We start from the raw sequence: 24,675 nt of genomic DNA, 5'->3' as shown, positions 1-24,675 counted from the left end.
GACCTTTATTTATAGATTAGACGATATTCAGAGTCACATCAATGTTGCCGCGAGTCGCTTTCGAGTACGGGCATACTTGGTGAGCCGCTTCGACCAGCTTGTGGGCCGTTTCGGAATCGACGCCCTGGATGCTTACGTTCAGCGTCACTTCGAGCTTGAAGCCGTTATCGGCCGCGTCTTTGAGGATCGACACGTCGCCGGTTACGCTTGTACCGGTCACTTCTTTTACGCGCTGCATGCGAATGACCATGTTCAGTGCGCTGTCGAAGCAGGCGGTGTAGCCGGCAGCGAACAGCTGCTCAGGGTTGGTTCCGTCTCCGCCCGGGCCGCCAAGGCCTTTCGGCGTCTTCAGGCTGATGTCGATAATGCCGTCCGAAGAAGTAACCTTTCCGTCGCGGCCCCCTACTGCTGTTGCTGTTGCGGTATACAATGCGCTCATGTGAATGATCTCCTTTTTCTGTTCGATTTGTATTTTTCCGATTTCATATTCAATTGCTTACAATCAAATTTTATACTATATAAATGATAAAGTCAACATTGTTTACAGCTTAATTTGGGAACATTTCGCAAAAAACTTTTCCGGCAAGTCGCAGCGCTCCCACGCAAACAAACGGACGCCGCGATTTACCGGCGTCCGTTTGTTGCTTGACTATGGTTCCGCTCAGCGCAGGGCTGCCCGGCAGCTTTTACTGATCGGCCAGAACGTCCGCGTATTCCGGCTTGCGCTGGAACAGCGCGTTCGCAAACGGACAGACCGGATCGATCTTCGCTCCCGTATCGCGTGCCAATTCCACGACACGCTCCACCAGCCTTTCGCCGGCTTTTTGACCGCGCATGGATTCCGCCACAAACGTATGGTCGATCATCAGGACTCCTTCTTCGTTTGGCATGTAGGTCACTTTGCCTACTTCCTGTCCGTCTTGGATCATCACAAATCCGTTTCCTTTTTTCTCGATATCCGCCATGTGTATGCCCTCCTCGTTTGATATGGACAGGTGCCGGTATCCCGGCGATCCCGCTTATTCGTACTGCGATTCTCCGCTCAAGATTTGGAGAACCTCCGAAGCGTCTCCCGATCCGTAACCGACTTGATACAGCAGGTCGTAGACCACGGCGGAAGCTTCCGCTCCGTCTTTGCCGCGTTCGTCGGCCGTAATCGAGACGTACACGCTGACGGTGCCGTCCGCGTTTTCGACGCCTACGCAGTAATCCAGATATACGCCGAGCGTATCTTGATAGCCGGCGGCGAACTTCTCATATGACTGCTTGGCCTGCCACTTGGGTCCCAGCAGATCGTAAGCGGTGCGATAATCCTTGAGGGATACCGCGTCGTAAAACGCATACAGCACGTCTTCCGCCGCATATTCCAGCTCCGTGCCTTCGGAAGCTTCTTCGTCGGTGTACTCGTCGGTGTACTCGTCGGTGTATTCGTCCGTGGAACCGGAATCGTCCTCGGGCACAACCGAATCGTCGTAACCGTACTCCGGTTCCGGCAGCACTTCCATCGGATCTTCCGACCACTCCCGCGCCGAGTCGACGATATTCACCACCGGAATACTGAACCCGATCCCGCCTTCGTCCGTTACGGCCGAGTTGATGCCGAGCACCTGTCCGGTCGTCCGGTCGACCAACGGCCCGCCGCTGTTACCCGGAGCGATCGGCGCCGAGATCTGATACAGTCCTTCATAATAATAAGGATCGATATCGAAAGTCCGATCCACCCCGCTGACGATGCCCGTCGTGACCGTGTTCTGCAGTCCCAGCGGACTACCCAGCGCCAGCACTTCATCGCCGATCTCCGCCTCCGCATTCAGTTTCAGTTCCAGCGGCTCCACGCCTGCCAGATCTTCTACCCGAACGACGGCTACGTCGGTCTCTTCGCCGATTCCGATGACGGTTCCGGCCATCTCTTCGGAACCCGATGTCGTAATCGTCACATCGGTGAATCCGGCTACCACATGCGCATTGGTCAGAATATCGCCCTGTTCGTTATACAGAAACCCCGAACCGATCGAACCGTCCGACGTCTCGATCATGACGACTTTTTCTCCCACGGAAGAGATGATGTCTTTCAGCGTACGTCCGTCTTCTTCGCCGCCCTGCCCTTTGTCCGCAGGAGTATCGGAATCGGGTTCCGGCTTCTGCTCTTCGCCCAAGGCCGCCGTTTCGTCGGCGGATTCTTCCGGGGAAACATCGGTCCCGCCCGAAGCCGGCGCCGCAGCTGCGTTTGCGGGGACTTCGGCCAGCAGTGCTCCGCTCCCGCCATGGGCCGAATAACTCCGGTGAATGGCGTAAGAACCCGCGGAACCGGCCAGCAGAACGGAAGCGCTGACGATCACGCTGATTAACGTTTGTTTTTTCAACGCCGTTTCCCCCTCTACTTTCTGTACCAACTCACGGAATCGATAATAACGGTCGCTCCGTCTCCCGCAGCCTCGACTCTCGCCGAGAACGAAGCCGTCTCTTTCGGTTCGAGGACGTTTGGCAGAACCTCGGTCCAGTCTTCCCCAAGAAAAGTGCCTTCGGCGTCATACGTCCGGAATTCGATCAGCAGCTCGTGCATGGGATGGTTCGAAGCGTTGCGGATCACTCCCGAGATGAGAAGCTTTTCTCCGGAAGTGCGCTGCTTCAAGCCGTCCAGTGCCAGCTCGCCGGTTCCGGCCGTCAGCTCCGAACCCGACAGATAGAGCAGTTCCGAATCGACAGACTCGCTTTCCGAGGCCAGCGACGAGATCTGCTTCTCGAGCTCGATCAGCCGTTCCGCTTTGGGGACGTAGCTCCGGGCTTCGTCGACCACCGCCGCCGCTTCGTAATAACTGCCGCTCGCGATCGCCTGCTCGGCTTCGTCTCCGCCCACTTCCACGATTCGGTCGTTGATCAGCTCGAGCACCGGTTCTTTGTCCGCGGCCGGATAAGCGGATGCCGTCTTCAGCAGGCCCGTCAATTCGTCCAGCGTATCGGCCTTTTCCGCATCGCTGCGGATTCCGACCAATTCCACTTTCTCGCGGACTCTGCCGAGCCGCTCCCGAACCCGGTCGTACGCGCCGCTCTTCAATCCGGCAAGCTCCTTCTCCACTTCGGTCAGGATCGCCGAAGCGCCGGCGGAATCCGCAGTGCTCAGCAGACGCTGGGCTTCGCCAAGACGGTCATCCAGCCGGCGGATATTCTGCACCGTCTCCAGATCGAACCGGATCCCCGAATCGTCCGGCCGTTTCGCCATGGCCTGCTTCAGCCGCGACTCGGCAATCTCGTAATTGCCGCCGAGCGCGGCGTCGGCGGCCGAACGCTGGATTTCCGTCGTTTCGGTACTGATCTCCCGTTCGTAATCCACCTGCCACAGCAGCGCCCCGGCGGCACACACGGCAAGCAGAGGCGGTGCAATCCAGGCTCCAACGCTTCTGCGGCGTTCCGCCCGGCCGGCCGTGCGTCCGGCCGGCGGAGAAACCGTTCGGTTCCCGGGCTCGCTCGCCGGCAGCGGCTGACGGAATGACTGGGCGGGCGAAGAAACAGGACGCATCTGCGGCGGCTCCTCTTCGTCCGTTCCGTAACGGAACGTGTCCGCTTCGCGCAGGACGGCTCCTTTGGTCAGCCGCACGGCTATCGGCTCTTCGACAGGCGGCGGAACCGGCGATTCCCCGGCCTGCGAATAGCCGCCGCGCTGCCGGGCAGCCTCTTGGTCTTCCGTGTCAGCCGCCCGCGGAACACGGCGCGCTTCGGGCTGCGCTTGCGCGGTCCGTTCCGCAGGCGGAAACGGTTCTCGGGCTTGTTCCGGGCGGTTCGCAGACGAAGCCGGGTTCTCCGGCACCGGCACACGGTCCGCCGTATTTCGCTCCGCAGTTTCCTCCGTCCGCGGATGGACCTCCGCTTCCGGCTGCTTCGCCCCGCAGCTGCTGCAAAACCGGCTGCCTTCGGACAGCTCCGCCCCGCATTGTATGCATCGCATCGCTTTTCCCCCTCGCTTCGCCCTATTGGCGAGTCATTCCCCCGCCTTGAAGCGGCAGTTCGTCGTCTTTTAATCCGCCGTACAACCGCAGCGCTTCCTCGCGCAGAGCAGCCGCGTCATCCTGCGGTTCGTAGCCGATCAGCTCTTTCAAGTAGCCGATATCGTAATAGTTTTCCGTATTGGCGGAAGTTCCGTACAAACTGAGAAAACCGATGGACGGATCGGCTTCGACGCAGCAGGCAAACAGGGAAGCCAGGTCCCGCTCGGAGATCCAGATCTTCATGGCCCGCTTCGAAGCCGGCGGACGGTTTCCCGGATAATTGCCGATCCGGATATTGATCGAGGAAATCCCGTGTTTGTCGGCATACAGACGTCCCAACAGTTCGATATAGCATTTGCTCAGACCGTAGAAGCTGTCGGGGCGGTAAGGATCTTCCGGCTCCACCCGTTCTTCCGACGAATAGAATCCGGTCGCGTGGTTGGAGCTTGCAAACACGACCCGTCTTACTCCGCATTCCCGGGCCGCTTCGTAAATATGGTAAGCGCCCGTTACATTGACAGGCAGTACCCGGCCGAGAAAATCTTCATGGTCTTCCGCCCAGCCGATATGCAGGATCGTATCGATCCCCCGCGCCGCTTCCCGAACCGCATCGGGGTCTGTCATATCGAGCGGCACAATGCCGCGCTGCCGATCTTCTTCCAGATCGGTTGCGACGATCTCGTAGTGTCCGCTCTCCCGAAGCTTCTCCGCGACACTCCAGCCTACCTTGCCGGACGCACCGGTAATCAGCAGCTTTTTCTTCACGGTTCTTCCTCCCTTGCCGGTTATCGATTAAGCATCATTACCCACAAAAGGGGGGAAGCGCGACGCCGTCGGCAAACTTTAATCCGCCCCGTGCATTCGGAGGCTTTCCCGGACGGCAAAACCCGGACGCCGATTGCAAAAAACCGCTCCGCAGGCCTTCGAAAAGGCTCGCGGAGCGGCTGTGATGCACGGCTTCACACGCCTGTGCGGGCAATCCTTCTTTTCCACTTTTCGACTAGCGATTCGACCTCCGCGGCAAACAGCGGCTTGCCGATAAAATCCCGCATTCCCGCTTCGCGGCAGCGTTCGCGGTTTTCCCGTTCCGTAAAAGCGGTCACGGCCACGATCACCGGTTCTTCGTCCCCGTAATGCTCCCGGATACGCAGGGCAGCGGCCAGGCCATCCATTTCCGGCATTTGAATATCCATAAAGACCAGGTCGTACCGCCGAAGCAGGGCCGCTTCGACCGCTTCCCTTCCGTTTACCGCCAGGTCGCAGACGCATCCGAACTTCGTCAGCATTTGTTCCAGCAGACGGCGGTTTACGGGATGGTCTTCGGCAATCAGCACGTACAGCTTGCCGGCGGAAGAGGCCGAAATCGTTTGGGCGTCCGCCGCTTGCTGTTCGCCGGACCGCTGCAGCCTTTCCAGCTCAGCTCTCGTTCCGTTCGACTCGTTCAACTCTTCGGCCGGAATCTTGAGCGGGAGCGTAAAGTAAAAGTTCGATCCTTCGCTTTCCCGGCTCTGGACTCCGATAAACCCGTCCATCAGCTCGATCAGCTTCTTGCAGATGGCAAGGCCGAGCCCCGTGCCGCCGTAGCGGCGGCTGATCGACGGATCGATCTGGGAGAACGACTGGAAGAGCAGGTTCTGCTTGTCCGGCGGAATGCCGATCCCGGTATCGCGTACCGACACTTCCAGCATCAATCCGTTCGGGTGCTGGAAGAACCCCGGCTCGATCGTAATCGCAACCCCGCCTTCTTCCGTGAATTTGATCGCATTGCTGATCAGATTCACCAGCACCTGACGAAACTTCACCGCGTCTCCGATCAGCACTTCCGGCACGGAGGGAGCGACCTGGGCCGTCAGGATCAGGCCTTTCTCCAGCACCCGGGGCGTGAACAGGTCGATCGCCTGGTCCAGCAGATGACGAACCTGCATGGGTTCTTTGTCCAGTACCATTTTGCCGGCCTCGATCTTGCTGAAATCCAGAATTTCGTTCAGGATATGCATCAGGCTCTCGCTGCTCTGGGCGATGATATCGACATAGGTGCGCTGCGATTCGTCAAGGTCCGTTTCGCCGAGCAGCGTAGTCATGCCCACGACGCCGTTCATCGGCGTACGCAGCTCATGGCTCATGATCGCGAGAAACTCGGACTTCGCCCGGTCTGCGCGTTCCGCCGACTCTTTGGCCCGGATAATTTCGGTTTCTCCCGTAATATCGGTAAAGACGACAACCGCTCCTTTGCGTTCGCCCTGATCGTAAAGCGGCGTTACCCGGTACGAAGCGAGAAAGCTGGAACCGTCACTGCGCCAAAAGACGGAATCGATATCCTGATGCGATTCCCCTGTCCGCAGCGCATGCATCAGCGGCGAATCGTACGGATCGTAGCGGATCCCGTCCTGGCTCGTCTGCTGAATCGAAGACAAATTCAAGCCGTCCAGCGCTTCGCTCGGACGACGGCCCAACATCTGCGCGCCTGCCGGATTGATGAAGACCACACTCCCGTTCAGATCGGTTCCGAAAATCCCTTCGGAGACGGAATTGAGAATCAGCGTATGTTCGTAGCTGAGCTTCTCGATCTGCGCCAGATGGCGTTTGCGCTCGGTAATATCGCTGGCGATCCCGTAAGCGCCGACGATTCTTTCATCAACGATGATCGGCGTGTTGGTCACGCTGACATCGACCCGGCTGTTATCTTTGCGGACCAGGATGACTTCGTAAGTCTGGGCTTCGCCCCGTCTTACACCTTCGAATCCCGCCTCGATCCGCTCCCGATGTTCCGGCACCGCAAGCTCCGCGATCGGAATACCGATCAGTTCGTTCTCTTTGTAACCGGTCAGGTTCTCCTGACTTGCGTTTACGGTGACGTAACGGCCTTCCAGGTCGTACGCGTACACGCCGGACGGGTTATAATCGAACAGCGATTTGTAGCGCTGCTCGCTCTCGCGGATCAGGTTCTCGATAATCGACTGCTTGGTCACATCCTGGGTCATGCCGATGAGCCTAAGCACTTCTCCGTTCGTACCGTGCCACAGTTCATGCCGAACCTGGATCGTCTTGACCGTCCGGTCGGACAGGACAATCCGGTACTTGACGATCGGCCCGGCTTTGCCTGCCAGCATATCGGCCACATAATTCTCCACGAACGCCCGGTCGGCGGGATGGATGATTTGCAGCAGGGAATGGGGATAGCTCTCGTCCTGCACGACCTCGTTTCCGAAAATGCGCAACGTTTCCTCGGAATAATGCAGTCTTCCTTCCGCCAGGTTCCACTCCCACGAACCGATATGCGCGATGCGCTGCACTTCGTCGAGCATGTCCTCGTACATCTTGCGCGTCGTGACATCCCGCCCCATGCCCATGATCGTATCGGATTCTCCTATGCGCCCCTGCAGGATCCGGAACATAGTCTCAAACCAGAGGTAGCGTCCATCCTTGTGCCGGATCCGGCGCATGAAAATCTGGCCCTGCGCGTCTTCGACGGACAGCTTCGAAGCCGCTTCGAGATCGTCCGGATGATAAAATTCCGACCGATGCCGGCCGACCATTTCTTCCGGCGCATATCCGATCAGCTTCTTCACGGACGGAGAGGCGTAGAGCAGGATGCCGTCCATCGTGGTCTGCGTAATCAGCTCCCTTGTACTCTCCGTGAGCACCCGGTAAGCGTCGCTGCTCTCCACCAGCCGTTCCCTGTCTTTGTGTTCGTTGGTCATATCCAGCGAATGAACCAGGATTCTGGCTTCGCTGTCTCCAGGTTCCGGTTCCAGTGCGGCCATATGAAAAGAAATCCAAACCGAGCTGCCGTCCGGCCGTCTGAACAACCGTTCGAACTCCTGCACGGCCTCCGGATCCGCGATCGCTTCGCGCAGCTTCGCATCGGACTGCTCCGGATCACGCGCCGCTTCACCCTGCAGCAGTCCGATGAAGTCGGTCCCCTGCAAATCGTCGGCCCGGAAGCCGAGAATTCGGCCGAATTTGGCATTTGCGTACAGCAGGCGTCCGCTGCCCGCAGCCAGTACGGCGATACCGACCGGAGACTGCCTATAGATTCGTTCGAAGATCGTATTTTGCTGTTCCGGCTGCTTGCTCATTCCAGTTCCCCTCGTTCTGCCGCATATTCCGCTTCGGCGGCCCGAATTCTGCCGGTTTTCCGCGCGCGGTCATTTACCAATAGTATACATTTATTTTTTTCGAATCCAAACTCTTTTTGATTGTCGGATTTCGTCGAAAAAAGATTTGAACGCAAAGCCGTTCAGTCTATCGGTTTATCTTCTTTTCGTCGATATAGTAAGGAAGGAAACCTTTAAATAAAGTGAGTTGAATAACAATGAACTCCTATGCCAAACCGATTATCCTAAATGAATACTTCGCGGCGGCGGGACTTGCGTGCTCGATTGCCGCCTGTCTCATGATTGCCTTATTGACCGTCGGCGGTACCCATTCGCTGCGCACCCTGCTGAGCCGCGAACGCCTGCCCCGCCTGCTGATTATGGGCGCAGGCTTCGGCGGAACGGTATTGTTCGGCACGCTGTCCGTACTTCCAACGGAATTTATGGTTTATGAACTGCTGCACCTGATGTTTCCTTCGGCAGCCGGTCTTCTCCTCTGCCTGCTGGCGCTTCGCCTGACGAGCGATGCGGCGGGCTGGAAAGGTTCCCTTCATCTGTCCGGCAGCGCCGCCGTCCTGACCCTGCTTATTCTCGTTTTCAATTATTCAAACGTCTATTTGATCTTCGGGCGTGTCGACATGCGCGCAGAAGTACTTTTGACAGCCGCTATCGGCCTTTTTTCTGCGCTTTTCCCGCTTATTCGTCTGGCCATGCTCGTGACGCGCAGAACCGGACGGATTTTTGAACGGTTTCCTCCGGCCGGCCTGCTCTTCGCGGCTGTCGCCACAACAATTATTCCGGCCGTTATGACCTTGTCCGCCATGCCCTCCGATCTGGAATTCGGTTCCGGTCTGACCGACCATCTTGCGCCTTATCTGCTTCTGTTTGCCGTAGCGGCGGGTCTTATGATTCTGACCGACCGCTATCGCGAGGAAGACTCCGAGAACCGATACCGGGAACTGCACGAGAAAGAAACGCACTACAAGTCGTTGTTTGCCCATAATCCCGATGCGGTTCTGGCACTGGATGAAGGCGGGCGCATCCTGGATATGAACAGCCGTGCCCAGGAGATGGTCGCCTGTCTCCCGGAGGGAACGTCCCTGCATATGCTGACGGAATGGTCCGCGACCGAACAGCAGGACAAAATCCTCAACCATTACGAAAAGGTAATGGGCGGCGCTGCGGACGAGATCGAAGTGGAGTTCAGCGTTCCGGACCGCGAATCGACGCACCTGATTCTGACTTCGCTGCCGATTCTGATCGACGGTCGTTTCACCGGCGCCTACAGCATCGCGAAGAACATTACCGACAGCAAAAGAATTCAGGAAAAGATCCGGCAGCTCGCTTATTACGACGAATTAACCGGACTGAACAACCGCAAATACATGCGCGAGTACGTCGACGAATTGACCCGCGGCGATACGAAGTTCTCGTTTCATCTGTTCTTTGTCGATTTCGACCGCTTCAAGAAGGTCAACGACTTGTTCGGTCACGAGTTCGGCGACAAAGTGATTCGCTATGCCGCACAGAAACTGAAGGAAATCCTTCCCGATGCAAGCATCCTGGCCCGTTCGACGGCGGACGAATTCATCGCGGTCCTGCCTCACGGATTCGATCCGGTTTCCGCGGCCCAGCAGATCGGCGATGCATTCTCGCTGCCGTTCCGGATCGGTCAGCAGATGGTGACGCTGACGACAAGCATAGGAATCGCCGTATTCCCCGCAGACGGACAGGACGGCGAAGCGCTGTTCAAGCATGCCGATCTGGCCCGCTTCGATGCCCAGAGCCGCGGAGGCGGACGCTTCGCTTTCTTCGATCACAGCCGCGCCATCGAGAACCGCGAACGCCTGATTCTCGAGCGGGATCTTCAGGCAGCCATCGAACAGGGCGAACTGGTCTTGTTTTATCAACCGAAAGTGGATATCCGCACCGGCATCCTGGTCGGCCTTGAAGCACTGGTACGCTGGAAGCATCCGAAGCTCGGCATGGTACCTCCGCTGAAGTTCATCTCCCTCGCCGAAGAAAGCGGGCTGATTGTCCCTCTCGAGCGCTGGGTGCTGCGCACCGCCTGTCTGCAAATGCAGCGGTGGATTCGCGAAGGCAAGGCTCCGATTCCGGTGGCCGTGAATATCTCCCAGATTCATCTCATGCAGACCGATATCGTCGAGAGCGTACTCTCCACGCTGGAAGAGTTGAAGTTCGACAGCCGGCTGCTCGAACTGGAAGTAACCGAGAGCGCCATGATGCACAACGAGGAGCAGGTTATCGCCATCCTCGGGCGCTTCAAGCAGGCCGGAATTTCGGTCAGTCTGGACGATTTCGGCACGGGCTACAGTTCGCTGAGCTATCTGCATCTGCTGCCGATCGATTGCCTCAAGATCGACCGTTCGTTCATCAAAGGAATTGCTACCCATTCCAACAGCCTGGCGATCGTCGAGATGATTGTCACCATGGCCCGGCAGCTCGGTCTGCGCATCATCGCGGAAGGCATCGAATACGAAGAGCAGATCGAAGTGCTGCGTACGCTCCAATGTTTCACCGCCCAGGGCTTCTACTACGGCAGACCGGTGGCAGCCGAAGAATTCTACAGCCTCGGTCTGGAGGAACGCAAAGCGGGTTCCTGAATACTTCAGGGTGCGACCTTCACGCTCCAACCTTTAAGCTTCAAAGGCCGCCCGGCGTCTTTCGACGACGCGGACGGCCTTTTTTGCATGCGGCTCCGGGCACGTTAACGTTTGCTTCCGCCGCCCGGAAGGATCGGCCGGCGCTCCGGATCAGTAGAGGACTTCGACGCCGCTGCGCTCCAGACGCTCCATCCATTCATCCGAAGGACGGCGGTCGGTAACCAGATAATCGACCGCGCTTGGATCGAACAGCTTCACGAACGCTACCTTGTCGAACTTCGTATGGTCGGCCAGCAGCACCGTTCTGCGCGCCTGCTTCAGCATGACTTTCTTCAACTCGCTCTCCGGCTCGTTCGAATCGGTCACGCCGTATTCGGCCGATAGGCCTTTGCAGCTGAACAGCGCCGTATCCACCACATATTTCGACGCCGTTTCGTTCGCTACGGCACCGACCAGCGAGTTGGAATGCGGACGCAGCGTACCTCCGGTCGAGATCACCGTATGGCCGAGCTTGGCGTATTCCGCGAAAATAATACTGGAATTGGTGATGACCGTCAGATTTTTCTTGGTGTTTCCGAGTTCCCGCAGCGCTTCGAATGCCGTCGAGCTCGGATCGGCCATCAGCGTATCCCCGTCGGAAACGAGCCGGGCAAGCTTGCGGGCAATCTCGTTCTTCTCGGGCAGATTCGTCGTGTGGCGGGTCTGATACGACAAATCTTCGTTGGTGTGAATATTGAGCACGGCTCCGCCGTAGGTACGCGTGACGATTCCTTCCTTCTCCAGCTTCTCCAGATCGCGTCGGATCGTCTCCTCCGTCACCTCGAACAGCGAGCTCAAGGCGGCTACAAAGACCTTTTGATCCCGGCGCAAAAATTCGACAATCTTCTCCCGGCGTTCAAATCCCAGCATAGGCAATCTCCTCGATTCTTTCATTCGTCGTCCATTCGTTTGTCTATTCGTCCGTCGGCCGTTTCGCGGATGCGCCCGGCCCGTGCCTGCGTATTGTTCTTTCTTTGTTCAGTATAGGCGATGAGAGGTTGCGGGAAAAGCGCAATCGACACCGGACCAGGCAGCCGGGGAATGAGGAACCTGCGGGGAGCCGCGGAAGTGGAGGCATTCAAATCAACCGCAGGCCGTCCGGTATAAAAAAAGCAAAGAGCGGCGTGTGACACGCCGCTCTTTGCCGATCGGATAGACAAGGGGTAATCGAGATTCACGCTTCTTCGAAAGCTTTCGTCAGCACCGGCACGATCTGCGATTTACGGGAGACGACGCCTTTGAGCAGCGCTTTGTTGTTCTCGAGCGTCACGCCGTAGGCGCGCTCCACGGCATCGGTCTTGCTGCCGAGCGCGATCGCGACGGAGTCGTTGTTAAGGATATCCGTGATCGCCAGAACGAACAGCGACAAGCCTTTGTCGACGATCTTTTCCTTCAGCGCAGCTTCGAGTTCAGCCTGCTGCAGCAGCACTTCGTCCACGTCTACCGCGTTGATCTGCGCGATTTCGACTTTGCTGCCGCCCATTGTGAATTCCTTGGCATCGATGGAGATCAGGTCCTGCGCCGTTTTGCCGCTCAGATCCGCGCCGGCTTTGAGCATGTCGAGGCCGTACACGTCGACGTCGACGCCTGCGATTGCCGCCAGTTCCTTGGCAGCCGCCACGTCCTGCTCGGTGCAGGTCGGGGATTTGAACAGCAGGGAGTCCGATACGATCGCGGACAGCATCAGGCCCGCGATCTCTTTGCGGATCTCGACGCCGTTCTCTTTGTACAATTTGTTCAGGATTGTCGCGGTGCAGCCAACCGGTTCGGCACGGTAGTAAAGCGGGTGAGCCGTCTCGAAGTTCGCGATGCGGTGGTGGTCGATAACTTCAAGCACATGAGCGTCCGCGATATCCGCCGCGCTCTGCTGGCTTTCGTTATGGTCGACCAGAATAACGCCTTCGGACTGATCCGCCACCGTCTCCACAAGGCGCGGAGCTTCGATGCCGAAATGCTTCAGCGCGTAAGCCGTTTCGCCGTTCACTTCGCCCAGACGGACCGCTTCCGCGTCCACGCCGAGCTGCTTTTTCAATTCCGCGTACGCGATTGCCGAAGCGATCGTGTCCGTATCCGGATTCTTATGACCGAAAACCAATACTTTTGCCATGGTTTAATGCCTCCTCTGAACTTATCTCCTGAATTCCGATGCTAATTATATCATTAATCCGCCCGCGGTACATCCATGCGCGTCGGGATTCGCAAAAAAAGGCTCCCTCCTCATCTCGGAGCCGGCTTCAATCCGCCGATAACGAGCGCTTCGTACGGACGCAGCACATGCGGAACGACATCGCCTTTTGTGCGCGAACGGCCTTCTTTTCCCGTGTCCGCCTCTTCGCGCCGCGTATCCGCACCGCCGCCTTCGTTCGGATCGGTCCCTTCTTCCGCTCTATCCTCCGCCGGATAATTGCCGAGCAGCCGATACGCCGATTCCGGACAGACGCCGATATCGTCGGGCAGCTCGAACTCCGCTTCTTTTTCCGAAAAATTCAGCAGCACCAGGCCTTGTCTCTGTGCGTTCCGACGCACGTAGGCAAACACCTGCTCATGTTCTTCCAGCAGCGGCACGTATTCGCCGTGGACGATCACGTCGGCATGCTCGCGGCGCAGGGCGATCAGCCTGCGGTAATAGTTGAGAATGGAATCCGGGTCGTTCTCCTGCGCCTGCACGTTGATCTCGCGGTAGTTGGGATTGACCGGCATCCACGGCTTGGCCTCCCCGCTTGTGAAGCCCGCCTGATCTTCGTCGGTCCACTGCATCGGCGTCCGCGCGTGATCCCGGGTGCCGGCCAGCACGCGGCTCTCCACTTCTTTGGGATCTTCGCCGCGTTCCGTCCGGGATTCGTAATAATGCAGCGCCATCTGATCGTCCAGCTGGTCGACCGATTCGAACGGATAATTCGTCATGCCGATCTCCTCGCCTTGGTAAATGAACGGCGTGCCCCACAGCGTATGCACGAGCGTGGCGAGCATCTTGGCCGATTCGACGCGGTACTCCCCGTCATGGCCGAAGCTTGACACCATGCGCGGATGATCGTGGTTGCTCGCGAACAGCCCGAACCAGCCCCGGTTCAGCAGTTCTTTTTCCCATCTCGTCACGATCTCTTTGAGCTCCGGCAGCTTCCATTCCCGCTCTTTGAACGAGTCGTTCGGATCGGTCCCGATGTTCGGCGACTCCATCATGAAGATCATGCTCAGCTCCTGGCGGTCGGGGTCGGTGTAGCGCGCCACGTCTTCCATCGAGACCATCGAAGCTTCGCCCACCGTAACCGTGCCTTTCTTATGCGAAAAACCTTTCTCGTTCAGCTCCCGCAGATATTCGTGCACATGGGGACCGTTTTTGAAATGCTTGTAGCCGCTGCCTTCGAGCTTGCTCTCGTCCGTGTCGGGCAGCCGGTGGTCTTTGGAGACGACGTTGATCGCGTCCAGCCGGAAACCGTCCACGCCTTTGTCCAGCCAGTAGCGGACCAATCCCTGGATCTCCTCGCGCACTTTGGGATTGTCCCAGTTGAGGTCGGGCTGCCGCTTGTTGTACAGGTGCAGATAATACTCGCCGCTCGCTTCATCGCGGGTCCAGGCGCTTCCGCCAAGGTAGGAGGTCCAGTTGTTCGGCGGTTCGCCTTCCGATTCTCCTTCGCGCCAAATGTAGTAATCGCGGTACGGATTGTCTTTGGAGCTGAGGGCCTGTTTGAACCAGCGATGCTGATCGGAGGTATGGTTCAGCACCAGATCCATCCACAGATCCATGCCGCGCGCATGCGTCTCCCGCAGCAGTTCTTCCCAGTCTTCCATCGTGCCCATCAGGGGATCGATCTCGCGGTGGTTGCGGATATCGTAGCCCTGATCGACACGCGGCGACTCATAGACCGGACTCAACCAGATCGTATCGACCCCGATCGAGCGAATATAGTCCAGGCGGGAGACGATGCCCGGCAGATCGCCGCTTCCGTCTCCGTTCGAATCCTGAAAACTGCGGGGGAATATTTGATACACGACTTTTTCTTTCCACGGTTCGTGCTGCGCGGAGGACTGCTGCGGCGATTCTTGTTCGCGTCGTACGGATTGTTGCAGCATGGGAGGATTCCCCTTTCTGAGTGTCGAGTGTGGGTATAGGCGTGAATCGGAATTCAATGTCACGGAAAAATATGAAGCGGCTTTCAAAAAGACTATAGGCAGTGTGAAACATTTACCCGGCAAGGCTCGCACTTAAAAGGGAAAAGAACAATTTTGAATAAAAAAGGCGGCGCCGACGACAAAACGGCATGCCAAACAAGCTTTCCGCCCGCCGGGAGGCGGGTGGAAAGCTTGAGCTCCGGGTTTGGACGTCCCGCCGCAGGGCGGTCAAGCCCACAGCGGCGTCACTGCGGCGCCGTCACCGCCAGCAGGCGGCTGCCGTGCGGCGGGAGCTGCGCCCGCAGCAGCCCTTCCGGCGCGGCCAGATCCTGCCGCGCCCACAGATCGCGGACGCGCGCATCCGGCGCGGACGCGATCTCGCCCGGGGCCAATGCGATCTCGGCGGGTTCGTCGCCGAGATTGAACAGGCCCACGTTCAAGCCGCCGTCCGGGCGGCTTGAGACCCAGATCCGGACGCCGTCCGGATCTCCGGCGCGCCGAGGCAGCGGGCGCGGTTCACGGCCGTGCTTCGAGACGGCCAGCACTTCGTCGTTGGTGAGCAGCGACAAGGTCCACTCGTCGTTGCTGCGCAGTTCGCCGCCGAACATGAGCGGCGAGCGGAACAGGCTCCACAAGGTCATCATCGTGACCTGCTCGTCCTTCGTAAAGCGCGTCTGGCGGTCTTCGTCCCCGCCGTCGACGCTGCGAATGCCGATCCGCCCGAGCGGCAGCATGTCGCAATCCGGGAAATGCCCCGGGCCGACGTGCGGCGCCCACGCTTCGCAGCGCTCGAACATGCCGCGCAGCAGGAACCAATGGTCCCAATAATCGTCGGTCATCCGCCACAGATTGGCATGCCCGATCAAATGCTCGGCCCGGTCGACGTGCGCCGGCCCCGGCGACAGGCTCAAGACCATATCGCGGCCGCATCCGTCGATTGCGCGGCGGATCAGTTCGACTTCGCCTTCGTGGTAGCCGTACAGCCGCGAGTCGGCGATATCGTCGACTTTGACGTAGTCGACGCCCCACTGCGCATAGAGCGCGAACAGCGAATCGTAGTACGCCTGGGCGCCTTCCTGCGCCGGATCGACGCCGTACATATCCGTGTTCCACGGACAGATCGAATTGGGATGCGCGATCTGCCGGGCGGTGACGCCCGTGCCGAGAATCTTCGTATCGGCATGCACCGCCTGACGCGGGATACCGCGCATGATATGGATGCCGAACTTGAGGCCGAGACCGTGCACGTAGTCCGCCAGCTCGCGGAATCCGCTGCCGCCTTCCGCGGAAGGAAACCGGTTCGCCGCCGGCATCAGGCGGGAATACTCGTCCATTTCGAGCGGCACGAACGGCCGGTAGCGCGAAGAATACGCGCCCGGTTCGTACCATTGAATATCGACGACGACGTATTCCCAGCCGTGGGCTTTGAGATGTTCCGCCATATAGTCCGCGTTGCCGCGCACCTCTTCTTCCGTGACGCTCGCGCCGTAGCAGTCCCAGCTGTTCCAGCCGAGCGGCGGCGTCTGCGCGTAAGCATGATGCTTCATTGCGATCGCTCCTCCCTACGCATCGGGTTTCCCGCGCTTGAATCGTCCGTTCAGCCTTTGATCGTCAGCACCGTCACCGACATCGGGGGCAGCTCCACGTTCAAGCCGCTTCCTTCACGCTTGAAGTTCTCGAACGCCTGCGGCGCGATCGTGTCCGGCTGCTCGAACGTATTGTGCGCATCCATGCGCCCTGCCGTCAGCACGCGTCCGCTTACGGCGCCTTCCGCTCCGATGCCGCGCAGGTCGAGCGTCAGGCTGCTGCCCGACGTCGGACTGACGTTGCACAAGCTGATATGCACATCGCCGTCTTTGCGCGAGGCGGATACGCTGACCTGCGGGATCGAATCACCGTTCAGCTCGTAATCCGGCGTCTCCACGGCCATCTGCAGCACGTCGGCATCCTGATGGACCTTGAACATTTCGAACACGTGATACGTCGGCGTGAGCAGCATTTTGTCGCCTTCGGTCAGGATCATCGCCTGCAGCACGTTGACCATCTGCGCGATGTTCGTCATTTTGACGCGTTCGTGGTGGTTGTGGAAAATATGCAGGTGCAGACCGGCGACCAGCGCGTCGCGCAGCGAATTTTGCTGGTACAGGAAGCCCGGATTGGTGCCCGGCTCGCTCAGGAACCACGTACCCCATTCGTCGACGATCAGCGCCACTCTTTTCTCCGGATCGTATTTGTCCATGATCGTGGTGTGACGGGTGATCAGCTCGTCCATGTGCAGCGACTTCTTCATCACTTCGAACCAGCCGTTCTCGTCGAAGCCGAGCGCCGATTTCTTCTCTTCCCAGCTGCCTTCCATCGTGTAATAATGCAGGCTGAGTCCGTCCATATGGCGGCCCGCTTCGCGCATCAGCACTTCCGTCCAATGGTAATCGTCGACGTTCGGTCCGCCCGCGATCTTGAACAGCTTGTTGTCGCCGTAATTGCGCGAATACGTCTGGTAGCGGCGGTATTCGTCGGCATAATACTCCGCGCGCATATTGCCGCCGCAGCCCCAGTTTTCGTTGCCGACGCCGAAATATTTCAGTTTCCACGGCTTCTCCTGCCCGTTCTCCTGACGCCATTTGGCCATCGGGGATTCGCCGTCGAACGTCATGTACTCGACCCATTCGCTCATCTCCTGCACCGATCCGCTGCCCACGTTGCCGCAGATATACGGTTCCGTCTCCAGCAGCTCGCACAGCCGGAAGAATTCATGCGTGCCGAAATGATTGTTCTCTACCACGCCGCCCCAGTGCGTATTGACCATCCGGGCGCGTCCTTCGCGCGGACCTACGCCGTCTTTCCAATGATATTCGTCGGCGAAGCAGCCCCCCGGCCAGCGCAGGACCGGAATGCTGAGATTCTTGAGCGCCTGCAGCACGTCTTTGCGGATTCCGTCGATGTTGGGCGTCTCCGAGTCTTCCCCGACCCACATGCCTTCGTAAATACAGCGTCCCAGATGCTCCGCGAACTGTCCGTAAATGTTGCGGTCGATCTTGCCAAGCGTCACGTCGGCGTTGACGATTACCGATGCTTTTGTCATGAAAAAGGCCTCCCCGGCGATCCCCTGAAGGATATTATGTTAACTTGTACGTACCTTTGAGCGCAAAAAGTTTACCGGCGCAGGCCAACGGGAATATGCCCGCAGCGCTTCGCATTTTCCGAAACGATTGCCGGCATGTTTCCTGCTTCCTGCCTTGCTTTGCCCTGCTTCAAGCGATCAGCCCCGCTTGCGCAGACGAATTACGTTCCACGACGCTTTGGCCAGACGTCCGCTTACGATGCCGTCTTTGAGCTCGGAAGCGCCTCGGTTATGCGGAGCGACCTTCTCGCTGTCGGCCGTGTTGACGGCTTTGAGGTCGTCGTTTTCCAGCACGATATGTTCTTCGATCGCATAGCCTTCGAAGCTGCGCACGTCGCAGGTCAGGTCGAGCGCTTCGGTCAGGTGACGGTTGAGCGCGAAGATCGTCAGCGTGTCTTCTTCTTCGTTATGCACGACGGCGGTATCGAGATATGGCACATCCGTATAGTCCTGCGCGTCGTATTTCGGCGAATCCACGACCGGCTTGAGCGAGACCCCGCGGCCGTAGACGGAAGCATGCAGGTACGGATAGTAGATGGTTTGTTTCCACGAACGTCCGCCGTTCTCGGTCATGATCGGCGCGATAACGTTGACGAGCTGCGCGAGGCAGGCCGACTTCACGCGGTCCGCGCGGCGCAGGAACGTCATCAGCATGCTGCCGACGAGCAGCGCGTCTTCGAAGTTGTACACGTCTTCGAGCTGCGGAGGCGCCACGCTCCACGGGTTGCGGTCGATCTGCGCGTCCGCTTCGTTGGAGTGGTACCAGACGTTCCATTCGTCGAAGCTGAGCTTCATCGTCTTTTTGCTGCGCTTCTTGGCTTTGATGTAGTCCGTCGTCGAGATGACCGTATGGATAAAGTGGTCCATGTCCATCCCGCGGGCCAAGTAGTTCGCCGAGTCGTTATCCCGGTTGCCGTAGTACTGGTGCAGCGAGACGAAGTCTGCCACTTCGTACGTATGGTCCAGCGTATCCGCTTCCCACGACGGGAAAGTCGGCATACCGGTGCTGGAGCTGCCGCAGGACACCAGTTCGATGTCCGGGTCGATCAGCCGCATCGCTTTGCCGGTCTCGAGCGCCAGACGTCCGTACTCTTCCGCCGTCTTGTGCCCGATCTGCCAAGGTCCGTCCATTTCGTTGCCGAGACACCACATTTTGATCTTGTGCGGCTCCGCGAACCCGTGGCTTTTGCGCAGGTCGCTGTAGCGGCTGCCGCCCGGATGGTTGCAGTATTCGACCAGATTGCGCGCGGCGTCGATGCCCCGCGTTCCGAGGTTGACGGCCATCATCACGTCGGTGCCGGCGTCTTTGGCCCAGCGCATGAACTCGTTCGTTCCCACATAGTTCGGCTCAAGAGTGCGCCATGCCAGTTCGAGGCGTTTCGGGCGGTCTTCGACCGGTCCGACGCCGTCTTCCCAATCGTAGCCCGAGACGAAGTTGCCGCCCGGATAACGGACGATCGGCACTCGCAGGTCGCGGATCAACTGCTTCACGTCGCCGCGGAACCCGTACTCGTCGGATGTCGGATGTCCAGGCTCGTAGATGCCTCCGTACACGGCACGGCCCAGGTGTTCGATAAACGATCCATAGATGCGCTCGTCGATCTCGGAAATGCGGAACGCCTTATCGACGATCATTCTGGCTTTGAGGTTAGATGCTGCCAATCTGCTCATCCTTTCCATCTGCAAAGTTAATGAAGGCTCTCTCCGATGAAACGCTTACAATTCACGTCAAACCGCTGATCCGGGCGAGCCTTTTCTAGGCTCCGATGCCGTCTTCGCGGGCGGAAGAACCTTTACGCACCCAATGTATCATGCATGTCCGTACAAGTCAATTATTATGTGAATTATTAATGAAAACATTAATTATATGATTTATTCAGCTACTAATTTGAAAACCATAAATTAAATAAGCGAAAACCGGACCCTTTGACTTTATAACTATTTCTTTTTAATATAAAAAATGTAACTGAACCAAAATAAAGAAGGAATGTTCATTTTGTAAAGATTGAAGGTGAGTTTATTTACAAGAAAAATGGGTCTTTCTTTTGGCTTAATCTTTTTTGCAGTTGTAGTTTGTTTTTGTTTGCTATGCAGATGTATTACGGCTACGCGTTTTTCACCAAACAACCTTTCAACATTCAACCCAGTGACTTGGAATTAAACATACATAAATCTGCTGGTAATCCCTCTATAGATGCTATTCCAGAAAAAAAAGAACTTATGGCTTTTTTAAATGAAAATCCGAGAATCACCGTTTTATTTTTGCCTGACTCGGGGAGAAGCTTATATCTTTATGATCCTTCTGGAGCATTCGCTTCCGAACCCTTAGAGCGAGGGAACTACTTCAATAATTCCGACTTCAAGTCCGAAAGTTCTCAAGTAATGGTCAAAGAAAATTCGATAGTTTCGAAATTAGTTAAAGAAAATAATGTTCTTATCGACGGAGAATATAAATTTTTAAGAGCTGTCTATTCAACTACATCTGCTTTTGCTATTAACCAAAATCAATACGATAGCGTGTCTCTGCTTGCAAATGCTCAAGAGTTCAATGGACAGTACATTTTGAAAAACGTTCCTAAAAAAGATGCCCATTACTTCTTGAACATATTTAATCGTTACAACTATGAAACTGAACTTCGATTAAGCCGATTGTCTAATAAGGATTGGATCCGGTCTTATATCCTTCAACCCGTTGTCCTTTCAATGGTTTTAGGTATCGTTTTTATTTATTTTTCCAATCTGATCAGTTATCATTTTTTGCTTTTTAAAAGAAAAAGAGAATTTTTGATTCATACCCTTTATGGAGCTTCATTCTCAAAATTGGCGCTCAGGCTATTCAAGCATTTGTCTACCTTTATAATCGGAGGCGCTCTCTTAGGTACCCTTTTAGGAAGTGCCCTTATTACGTTATCCAGTACGAGGCCTCCTTGGCATTTAATTGGATCTTCGTTTCTTATTCATGTCGTCTTATCGTTTGTTTTGTTGCTGCTAGCTTTCTCCAAACAAAAAACGAGAGAACGGGCTTGGAGCGTGATGCTATGATTCAATTCAAGCTAGCGATTAAAGACATTTTAAAAAAACCAATGACGGCAGTCCTATTCATGCTGCAAATCTTTGTTTCTTTATTTTTCCTTTTTGCGGCTGCTCGGGAATTACTATTTAGCTTTCATGGCTTGGACGCTATAAAAAAATTAGAAGCGAATGATTCTATTTATTTTCAAACCGGCAGTACAAGCCATCTTAATTACTCTCAAGAAAATGAAGACTTTCTCCAAAAGTTGATGGACTCCGAGAAAAAAGCCTACTCTATCCTCACATCTGTAAGATTCGAAGGTTTAGAAAATACCCCGGTTGTAATGGGTGTAGGTGCTTTCGATGAAGTTTTTAACTTGGAAAAATACAATAAGGTTCGAACCGATTCTACGGATTCCACGATCTGGATCGGCTCAAAAGTCAAGAGTGTTCATGTAGGTGACGTTCTGCAATACGGTACTGTAAAAAAAGAAAAATCTATTATAGAAGGCAGGCTTCCGGCGAATTCCACTTATATTTTACGTGAAGCCATGATGAGTCTGGACGAATCGATTGTTATTTTAACAAGCAAACAAAAAATGAACGAGTTACATAGCTATTATTATATGGATGAACTTATGCGAAACTCTGTTCTATTTGATGTGAATAGTGACGAAATTGCAGAATACATTTTGCGTATGAATCAACAAGGCACCACCTTATCTCCTATTTCATTCAATCAGCAGCTGCACGAACACTATGGCAGCTTATATAAAAATGCTATTTTGTTAACCGCTTTTTATTTAATAACTTCACTTTTTGTCTTTGTTAGCTTGACAATTAATACGATCCAACTCATCGAACAAAATCTGCAGGAATACGCAGTGCATCTATTGTACGGTGCCCGTCTTGAATCGATATTCCAACGCATCATGGTCTACTTATTGGGCATGATTATTCCACCGATCAGCCTCGCGCTGTCTGTTTTATTTTTAATGGGTTCTGGCCTTGCTTATGTATATTGGGGAATAGGTTTTTGTATGATCATTCCTTTAGTAATAAGTTTGATAGGATTATCCAGGTTAAAAAGCTCAAACATCATTTATGTGGCAAGGGAGCGTGCATAAATGTTCCATTTGATCGAAACCATTGCTCTCCATAAAAAGTTTACATCTGGTAAAAATATCATTATCGCGGTTGAAGACGTTTCTCTAACTTTTGACAAAGGTACAAGCACTGCTATTACAGGCCCATCAGGATGCGGAAAAACGACTTTGATCAATATGATTGGTCTCCTGGTTCCTCCATCCTCAGGTGAACTGCTGATAAATTCAACAAGCTTCTCTACAATCAATTCAAGAGAAAGAACAAAATACCGAAATCAGTTTTTTGGATATATCGTACAGAATTTTGCTTTAGTCGATCATTATAACGTATACGAAAATGTAGAAATCCCGTTGTTATATGCGAATCCGGCCCTCAATAAGAAAGAGCGCAGAAACAGAGTTCAATCTGTTCTTCAAAAAGTAGGGATCTTGGAAAAAGTAAAAGAGAAAGTATCGACTTTATCCGGTGGTCAAAAACAAAGAGTAGCGATCGCGAGAGCCCTTGTAAACAATCCGGAAGTGATACTGGCGGACGAACCGACTGGCTCTTTGGATACCGAAACAAGCAAAGAGATCTTTCTTTTGCTCAAATCATTAGTTGAAGAAGGAAAAACACTTATCATGGTTACCCATAATCCGGAGCTTGCTCAAGGCTGCGAAAGAGAAATTAAAATGATCGATGGAAATTTGTTGATATGAAAAAACTACTACCTTGTCAACACTAAAGGTAAGATTACGCTCCCCTGAATCGCACCTAAAGCGTGTGCGTTTCAGGAAAACGTAAACCTCTGATTAAGAGTTGAAAGGGTACTACGTTCTATCAAAAATGGCTATCCCTATGTATAGGGATAGCCATTTTTGATGTTGTTTTCGTTTGATCCCTCACCCCAACCGATACACCGCTGCCTCATACGGCCGCAGCTCGAAGTCGCTGCCTTCCACCACGCCCGGTTCGTAGTTCCCGATCAGGAACTCGCGCGGACGCTCGCATAGCCGCTCGGGACACGGGAACATCGGCGTGCCGCCGAAGAAATTCAGCACGACCATCAGCGTCTCGTCTTCGAACGTGCGCGTATACGCGTAGATGTCTTTGTCGAGCGGCAGCAGCAGCCGGTACTCGCCGTAGAGAAGCGTTCGGCTGACTTTGCGCAGTCCGATCAGCTTCTTGTAATAATGGAACACCGAGTTCGGATCGGCCAGGGCCGAAGCGGCGTTGACCGTCTCGTAATCCGGCGCGATGCCCATCCACGGCTCTCCCGTCGTAAAGCCCGCTCCGCGCGAAGCGTCCCACTGCATCGGGGTACGGCCCGCGTCGCGCGTATTGCGCCTTGCGATCTTGAGCGCTTCTTCTTCGTCCATGCCGCCCTTGCGCGCATGGTCCAGGAAATTCAGTGTTTCTTCGTCGCGGAAATCTTCCGCCGTATGGAATACGCCGCCGACCATGCCCAGTTCTTCGCCTTGATAGATCAGCGGAGTGCCTTCAAGCGTCATCAGCAGCGTCGCCAGCATTTTCGCCGACAGCTCCCGGTATTCGCCCGTATGGCCGAACCGGCATACGGAACGCGGCTGGTCGTGGTCGGCGAGATTGTTGGCGTTCCATCCCTGCCCGTGCAGCACGGTCTGCCAATGGCTGATCGCGTTCTTGATATCGAGCAGGGTCCACGATTTGTTCGTCCAGCGCCCGATACCCTGCGACGAATGGCTGAGCAGCAGATGGTCGGAGTTGAGCACCATATTCGCTTTGCCCGGCTCGTCTCCGATCGAATCGAGCGTCTGCGCCGGATCGAGCCCCGCCGCTTCGCCAATCGCGACGATATCGTATTCCGCGCCTATTTCGTCGTGCAGCCTTTTCACGATTCCGTTCACCTTGTCCAGACTCGAAAACATTTGATAGGCCCGCTCGACCGGCAGATGCTGCATATTCCCCGTGTCCTCGTCGTCGTGCCCTTCGGTCTTGACCACATGGGCGATCGAGTTGAAATGGAATCCGTCCACGCCTTTGTCCGCCCACCATTTGACGATTTGATACGCTTCTTCGCGCACCCGCTCGTTTTCCCAATTCAGATTGGGCTGGCGGTGGCTGTACAGATGCATATAGTATTCTTCCGTTTCCGGTTCGAACTCCCAGACCGAACCGCCGAAGTACGAGCCCCAGTTGTTCGGAAAACCGGAACCCCGGCCTTCGCGCCAGATATAATAGTTGCGCTTGTCGTTCTTCTTGGAGGCACGCGATTCCCGGAACCACGGATGTTCGTTGGACGTATGGTTCAGCGGCATCTCCAGCATGATCTTCATGCCGCGTGCATGCGCGTCTTCCAGCAGCCGTTCGAAGTCTTCCATCGTGCCGAATTTGTCCATGATTTTCCGGTAATCGCGAATATCGTAACCGCCTTCATGATCGGGCGAATCAAAGATCGGAGCCAGCCACAGTACATCTACGCCGAGTTCCTGCAGGTAGCCGAGTTTCGAGAAAACGCCGGCCAGATCGCCGACCCCGTCGCCGTTCGCGTCCATGAAGCTTTTGATATAGATTTCGTAAACGACGCTTTCTTTCCACCATTTCGGATTCATTGCCTATTCCTC

17 protein-coding genes are annotated in these 24,675 nt (G+C 55.7%); 4 read left to right on the top strand and 13 right to left on the bottom strand.

The features are described 5' to 3' along the window. Positions 1-16: 16 nt before the first annotated feature. The 6 genes from HOP44_RS11490 to HOP44_RS11465 all read right to left on the bottom strand — a co-directional run bounded on the left by HOP44_RS11490 (position 17) and on the right by HOP44_RS11465 (position 8,062). Positions 17-439 carry an organic hydroperoxide resistance protein gene (locus tag HOP44_RS11490; protein ID WP_172253388.1) on the bottom strand — a complete coding sequence of 141 codons (423 nt, stop codon included), beginning with the start codon at positions 437-439 and terminating at the stop codon, positions 17-19. Positions 440-686: 247 nt separating this feature from the next. Beyond that, complete coding sequence (locus HOP44_RS11485; RefSeq protein WP_172253387.1) at positions 687-965, bottom strand: GNAT family N-acetyltransferase; 279 nt, start codon at positions 963-965, stop codon at positions 687-689. 54 nt (positions 966-1,019) lie between these two features. Then, on the bottom strand, positions 1,020-2,363 hold the full coding sequence (locus HOP44_RS11480; protein WP_246369742.1) for a S1C family serine protease: 1,344 nt from the start codon (positions 2,361-2,363) through the stop codon (positions 1,020-1,022). Positions 2,364-2,377: 14 nt separating this feature from the next. After that, positions 2,378-3,943, bottom strand: coding sequence for an FxLYD domain-containing protein (locus tag HOP44_RS11475; RefSeq protein ID WP_172253386.1), 1,566 nt, complete (start codon positions 3,941-3,943; stop codon positions 2,378-2,380). A gap of 22 nt (positions 3,944-3,965) precedes the next feature. Further along, positions 3,966-4,748, bottom strand: coding sequence for an NAD-dependent epimerase/dehydratase family protein (locus HOP44_RS11470; protein ID WP_172253384.1), 783 nt, complete (start codon positions 4,746-4,748; stop codon positions 3,966-3,968). Positions 4,749-4,942: 194 nt separating this feature from the next. After that, complete coding sequence (locus HOP44_RS11465; RefSeq protein ID WP_172253382.1) at positions 4,943-8,062, bottom strand: PAS domain S-box protein; 3,120 nt, start codon at positions 8,060-8,062, stop codon at positions 4,943-4,945. A 236-nt stretch (positions 8,063-8,298) separates the two neighbouring features. Between HOP44_RS11465 and HOP44_RS11460 the strand changes: the two genes are divergently transcribed. Continuing rightward, positions 8,299-10,704, top strand: coding sequence for a putative bifunctional diguanylate cyclase/phosphodiesterase (locus HOP44_RS11460; RefSeq protein WP_172253380.1), 2,406 nt, complete (start codon positions 8,299-8,301; stop codon positions 10,702-10,704). Positions 10,705-10,854: 150 nt separating this feature from the next. On the opposite strand, the gene HOP44_RS11455 is transcribed toward HOP44_RS11460, so the two are convergent. The 6 genes from HOP44_RS11455 to arfA form a co-directional block, all read right to left on the bottom strand. Next, complete coding sequence (locus HOP44_RS11455) at positions 10,855-11,613, bottom strand: DeoR/GlpR family DNA-binding transcription regulator (protein WP_172253378.1); 759 nt, start codon at positions 11,611-11,613, stop codon at positions 10,855-10,857. A gap of 304 nt (positions 11,614-11,917) precedes the next feature. Continuing rightward, entirely contained in the window at positions 11,918-12,850 is a 933-nt protein-coding gene (locus HOP44_RS11450; RefSeq protein ID WP_172253376.1) for a manganese-dependent inorganic pyrophosphatase, read from the bottom strand. 110 nt (positions 12,851-12,960) lie between these two features. After that, a complete protein-coding gene (locus HOP44_RS11445) occupies positions 12,961-14,814 on the bottom strand; it encodes a glycoside hydrolase family 13 protein (RefSeq protein ID WP_172253374.1) in 1,854 nt (617 codons plus the stop codon). Positions 14,815-15,098: 284 nt separating this feature from the next. Then, positions 15,099-16,400, bottom strand: a complete 1,302-nt coding sequence (locus tag HOP44_RS11440) for a glycoside hydrolase family 27 protein (RefSeq protein ID WP_172253372.1) — start codon at positions 16,398-16,400, stop codon at positions 15,099-15,101. A 50-nt stretch (positions 16,401-16,450) separates the two neighbouring features. Next, positions 16,451-17,935, bottom strand: a complete 1,485-nt coding sequence (locus HOP44_RS11435) for an alpha-N-arabinofuranosidase (protein WP_172253370.1) — start codon at positions 17,933-17,935, stop codon at positions 16,451-16,453. A gap of 177 nt (positions 17,936-18,112) precedes the next feature. Further along, positions 18,113-19,645 carry an arabinosylfuranosidase ArfA gene (arfA, locus tag HOP44_RS11430; RefSeq protein ID WP_172253368.1) on the bottom strand — a complete coding sequence of 511 codons (1,533 nt, stop codon included), beginning with the start codon at positions 19,643-19,645 and terminating at the stop codon, positions 18,113-18,115. Between the two features lie 408 nt (positions 19,646-20,053). On the opposite strand from arfA, the gene HOP44_RS11425 reads away from it, so the two are divergent. From HOP44_RS11425 to HOP44_RS11415, 3 genes are read left to right on the top strand one after another with little or no spacing between them, the layout of a single operon-like run. Then, positions 20,054-21,016 carry a hypothetical protein gene (locus tag HOP44_RS11425; protein WP_172253366.1) on the top strand — a complete coding sequence of 321 codons (963 nt, stop codon included), beginning with the start codon at positions 20,054-20,056 and terminating at the stop codon, positions 21,014-21,016. Next, a complete protein-coding gene (locus HOP44_RS11420) occupies positions 21,013-22,113 on the top strand; it encodes a hypothetical protein (protein WP_172253364.1) in 1,101 nt (366 codons plus the stop codon). The genes HOP44_RS11425 and HOP44_RS11420 overlap by 4 nt, the downstream gene beginning before the upstream one ends. Continuing rightward, the gene (locus HOP44_RS11415; protein WP_172253363.1) at positions 22,114-22,791 is read left to right on the top strand and encodes an ABC transporter ATP-binding protein; all 678 of its coding nucleotides are present in this window, start codon (positions 22,114-22,116) and stop codon (positions 22,789-22,791) included. It begins immediately after the preceding gene. A 183-nt stretch (positions 22,792-22,974) separates the two neighbouring features. Here HOP44_RS11415 and HOP44_RS11410 read toward each other — a convergent pair whose 3' ends face one another. After that, on the bottom strand, positions 22,975-24,663 hold the full coding sequence (locus HOP44_RS11410; protein ID WP_172253361.1) for a glycoside hydrolase family 13 protein: 1,689 nt from the start codon (positions 24,661-24,663) through the stop codon (positions 22,975-22,977). Between the last annotated feature and the right edge of the window lie 12 nt (positions 24,664-24,675).

The sequence above is a fragment of the Saccharibacillus deserti genome (assembly GCF_013618475.1).
In the GTDB taxonomy this organism is placed as follows: Bacteria; Bacillota; Bacilli; order Paenibacillales; family Paenibacillaceae; genus Saccharibacillus; species Saccharibacillus deserti.
This window is presented reverse-complemented; position numbering and strand designations above follow the sequence as displayed.

What these genes read in the sequence shown, in the direction of transcription:
- HOP44_RS11465 (WP_172253382.1), bottom strand. Translation starts at nt 8,062, where the DNA reads ATGAGCAAGCAGCCGGAACAGCAAAATACGATCTTCGAACGAATCTAT.
- arfA (WP_172253368.1), bottom strand. Translation starts at nt 19,645, where the DNA reads ATGAGCAGATTGGCAGCATCTAACCTCAAAGCCAGAATGATCGTCGAT.
- HOP44_RS11445 (WP_172253374.1), bottom strand. Translation starts at nt 14,814, where the DNA reads ATGCTGCAACAATCCGTACGACGCGAACAAGAATCGCCGCAGCAGTCC.
- HOP44_RS11450 (WP_172253376.1), bottom strand. Translation starts at nt 12,850, where the DNA reads ATGGCAAAAGTATTGGTTTTCGGTCATAAGAATCCGGATACGGACACG.
- HOP44_RS11490 (WP_172253388.1), bottom strand. Translation starts at nt 439, where the DNA reads ATGAGCGCATTGTATACCGCAACAGCAACAGCAGTAGGGGGCCGCGAC.
- HOP44_RS11410 (WP_172253361.1), bottom strand. Translation starts at nt 24,663, where the DNA reads ATGAATCCGAAATGGTGGAAAGAAAGCGTCGTTTACGAAATCTATATC.
- HOP44_RS11485 (WP_172253387.1), bottom strand. Translation starts at nt 965, where the DNA reads ATGGCGGATATCGAGAAAAAAGGAAACGGATTTGTGATGATCCAAGAC.
- HOP44_RS11475 (WP_172253386.1), bottom strand. Translation starts at nt 3,943, where the DNA reads ATGCGATGCATACAATGCGGGGCGGAGCTGTCCGAAGGCAGCCGGTTT.
- HOP44_RS11435 (WP_172253370.1), bottom strand. Translation starts at nt 17,935, where the DNA reads ATGACAAAAGCATCGGTAATCGTCAACGCCGACGTGACGCTTGGCAAG.
- HOP44_RS11420 (WP_172253364.1), top strand. Translation starts at nt 21,013, where the DNA reads ATGATTCAATTCAAGCTAGCGATTAAAGACATTTTAAAAAAACCAATG.
- HOP44_RS11415 (WP_172253363.1), top strand. Translation starts at nt 22,114, where the DNA reads ATGTTCCATTTGATCGAAACCATTGCTCTCCATAAAAAGTTTACATCT.
- HOP44_RS11455 (WP_172253378.1), bottom strand. Translation starts at nt 11,613, where the DNA reads ATGCTGGGATTTGAACGCCGGGAGAAGATTGTCGAATTTTTGCGCCGG.
- HOP44_RS11460 (WP_172253380.1), top strand. Translation starts at nt 8,299, where the DNA reads ATGAACTCCTATGCCAAACCGATTATCCTAAATGAATACTTCGCGGCG.
- HOP44_RS11440 (WP_172253372.1), bottom strand. Translation starts at nt 16,400, where the DNA reads ATGAAGCATCATGCTTACGCGCAGACGCCGCCGCTCGGCTGGAACAGC.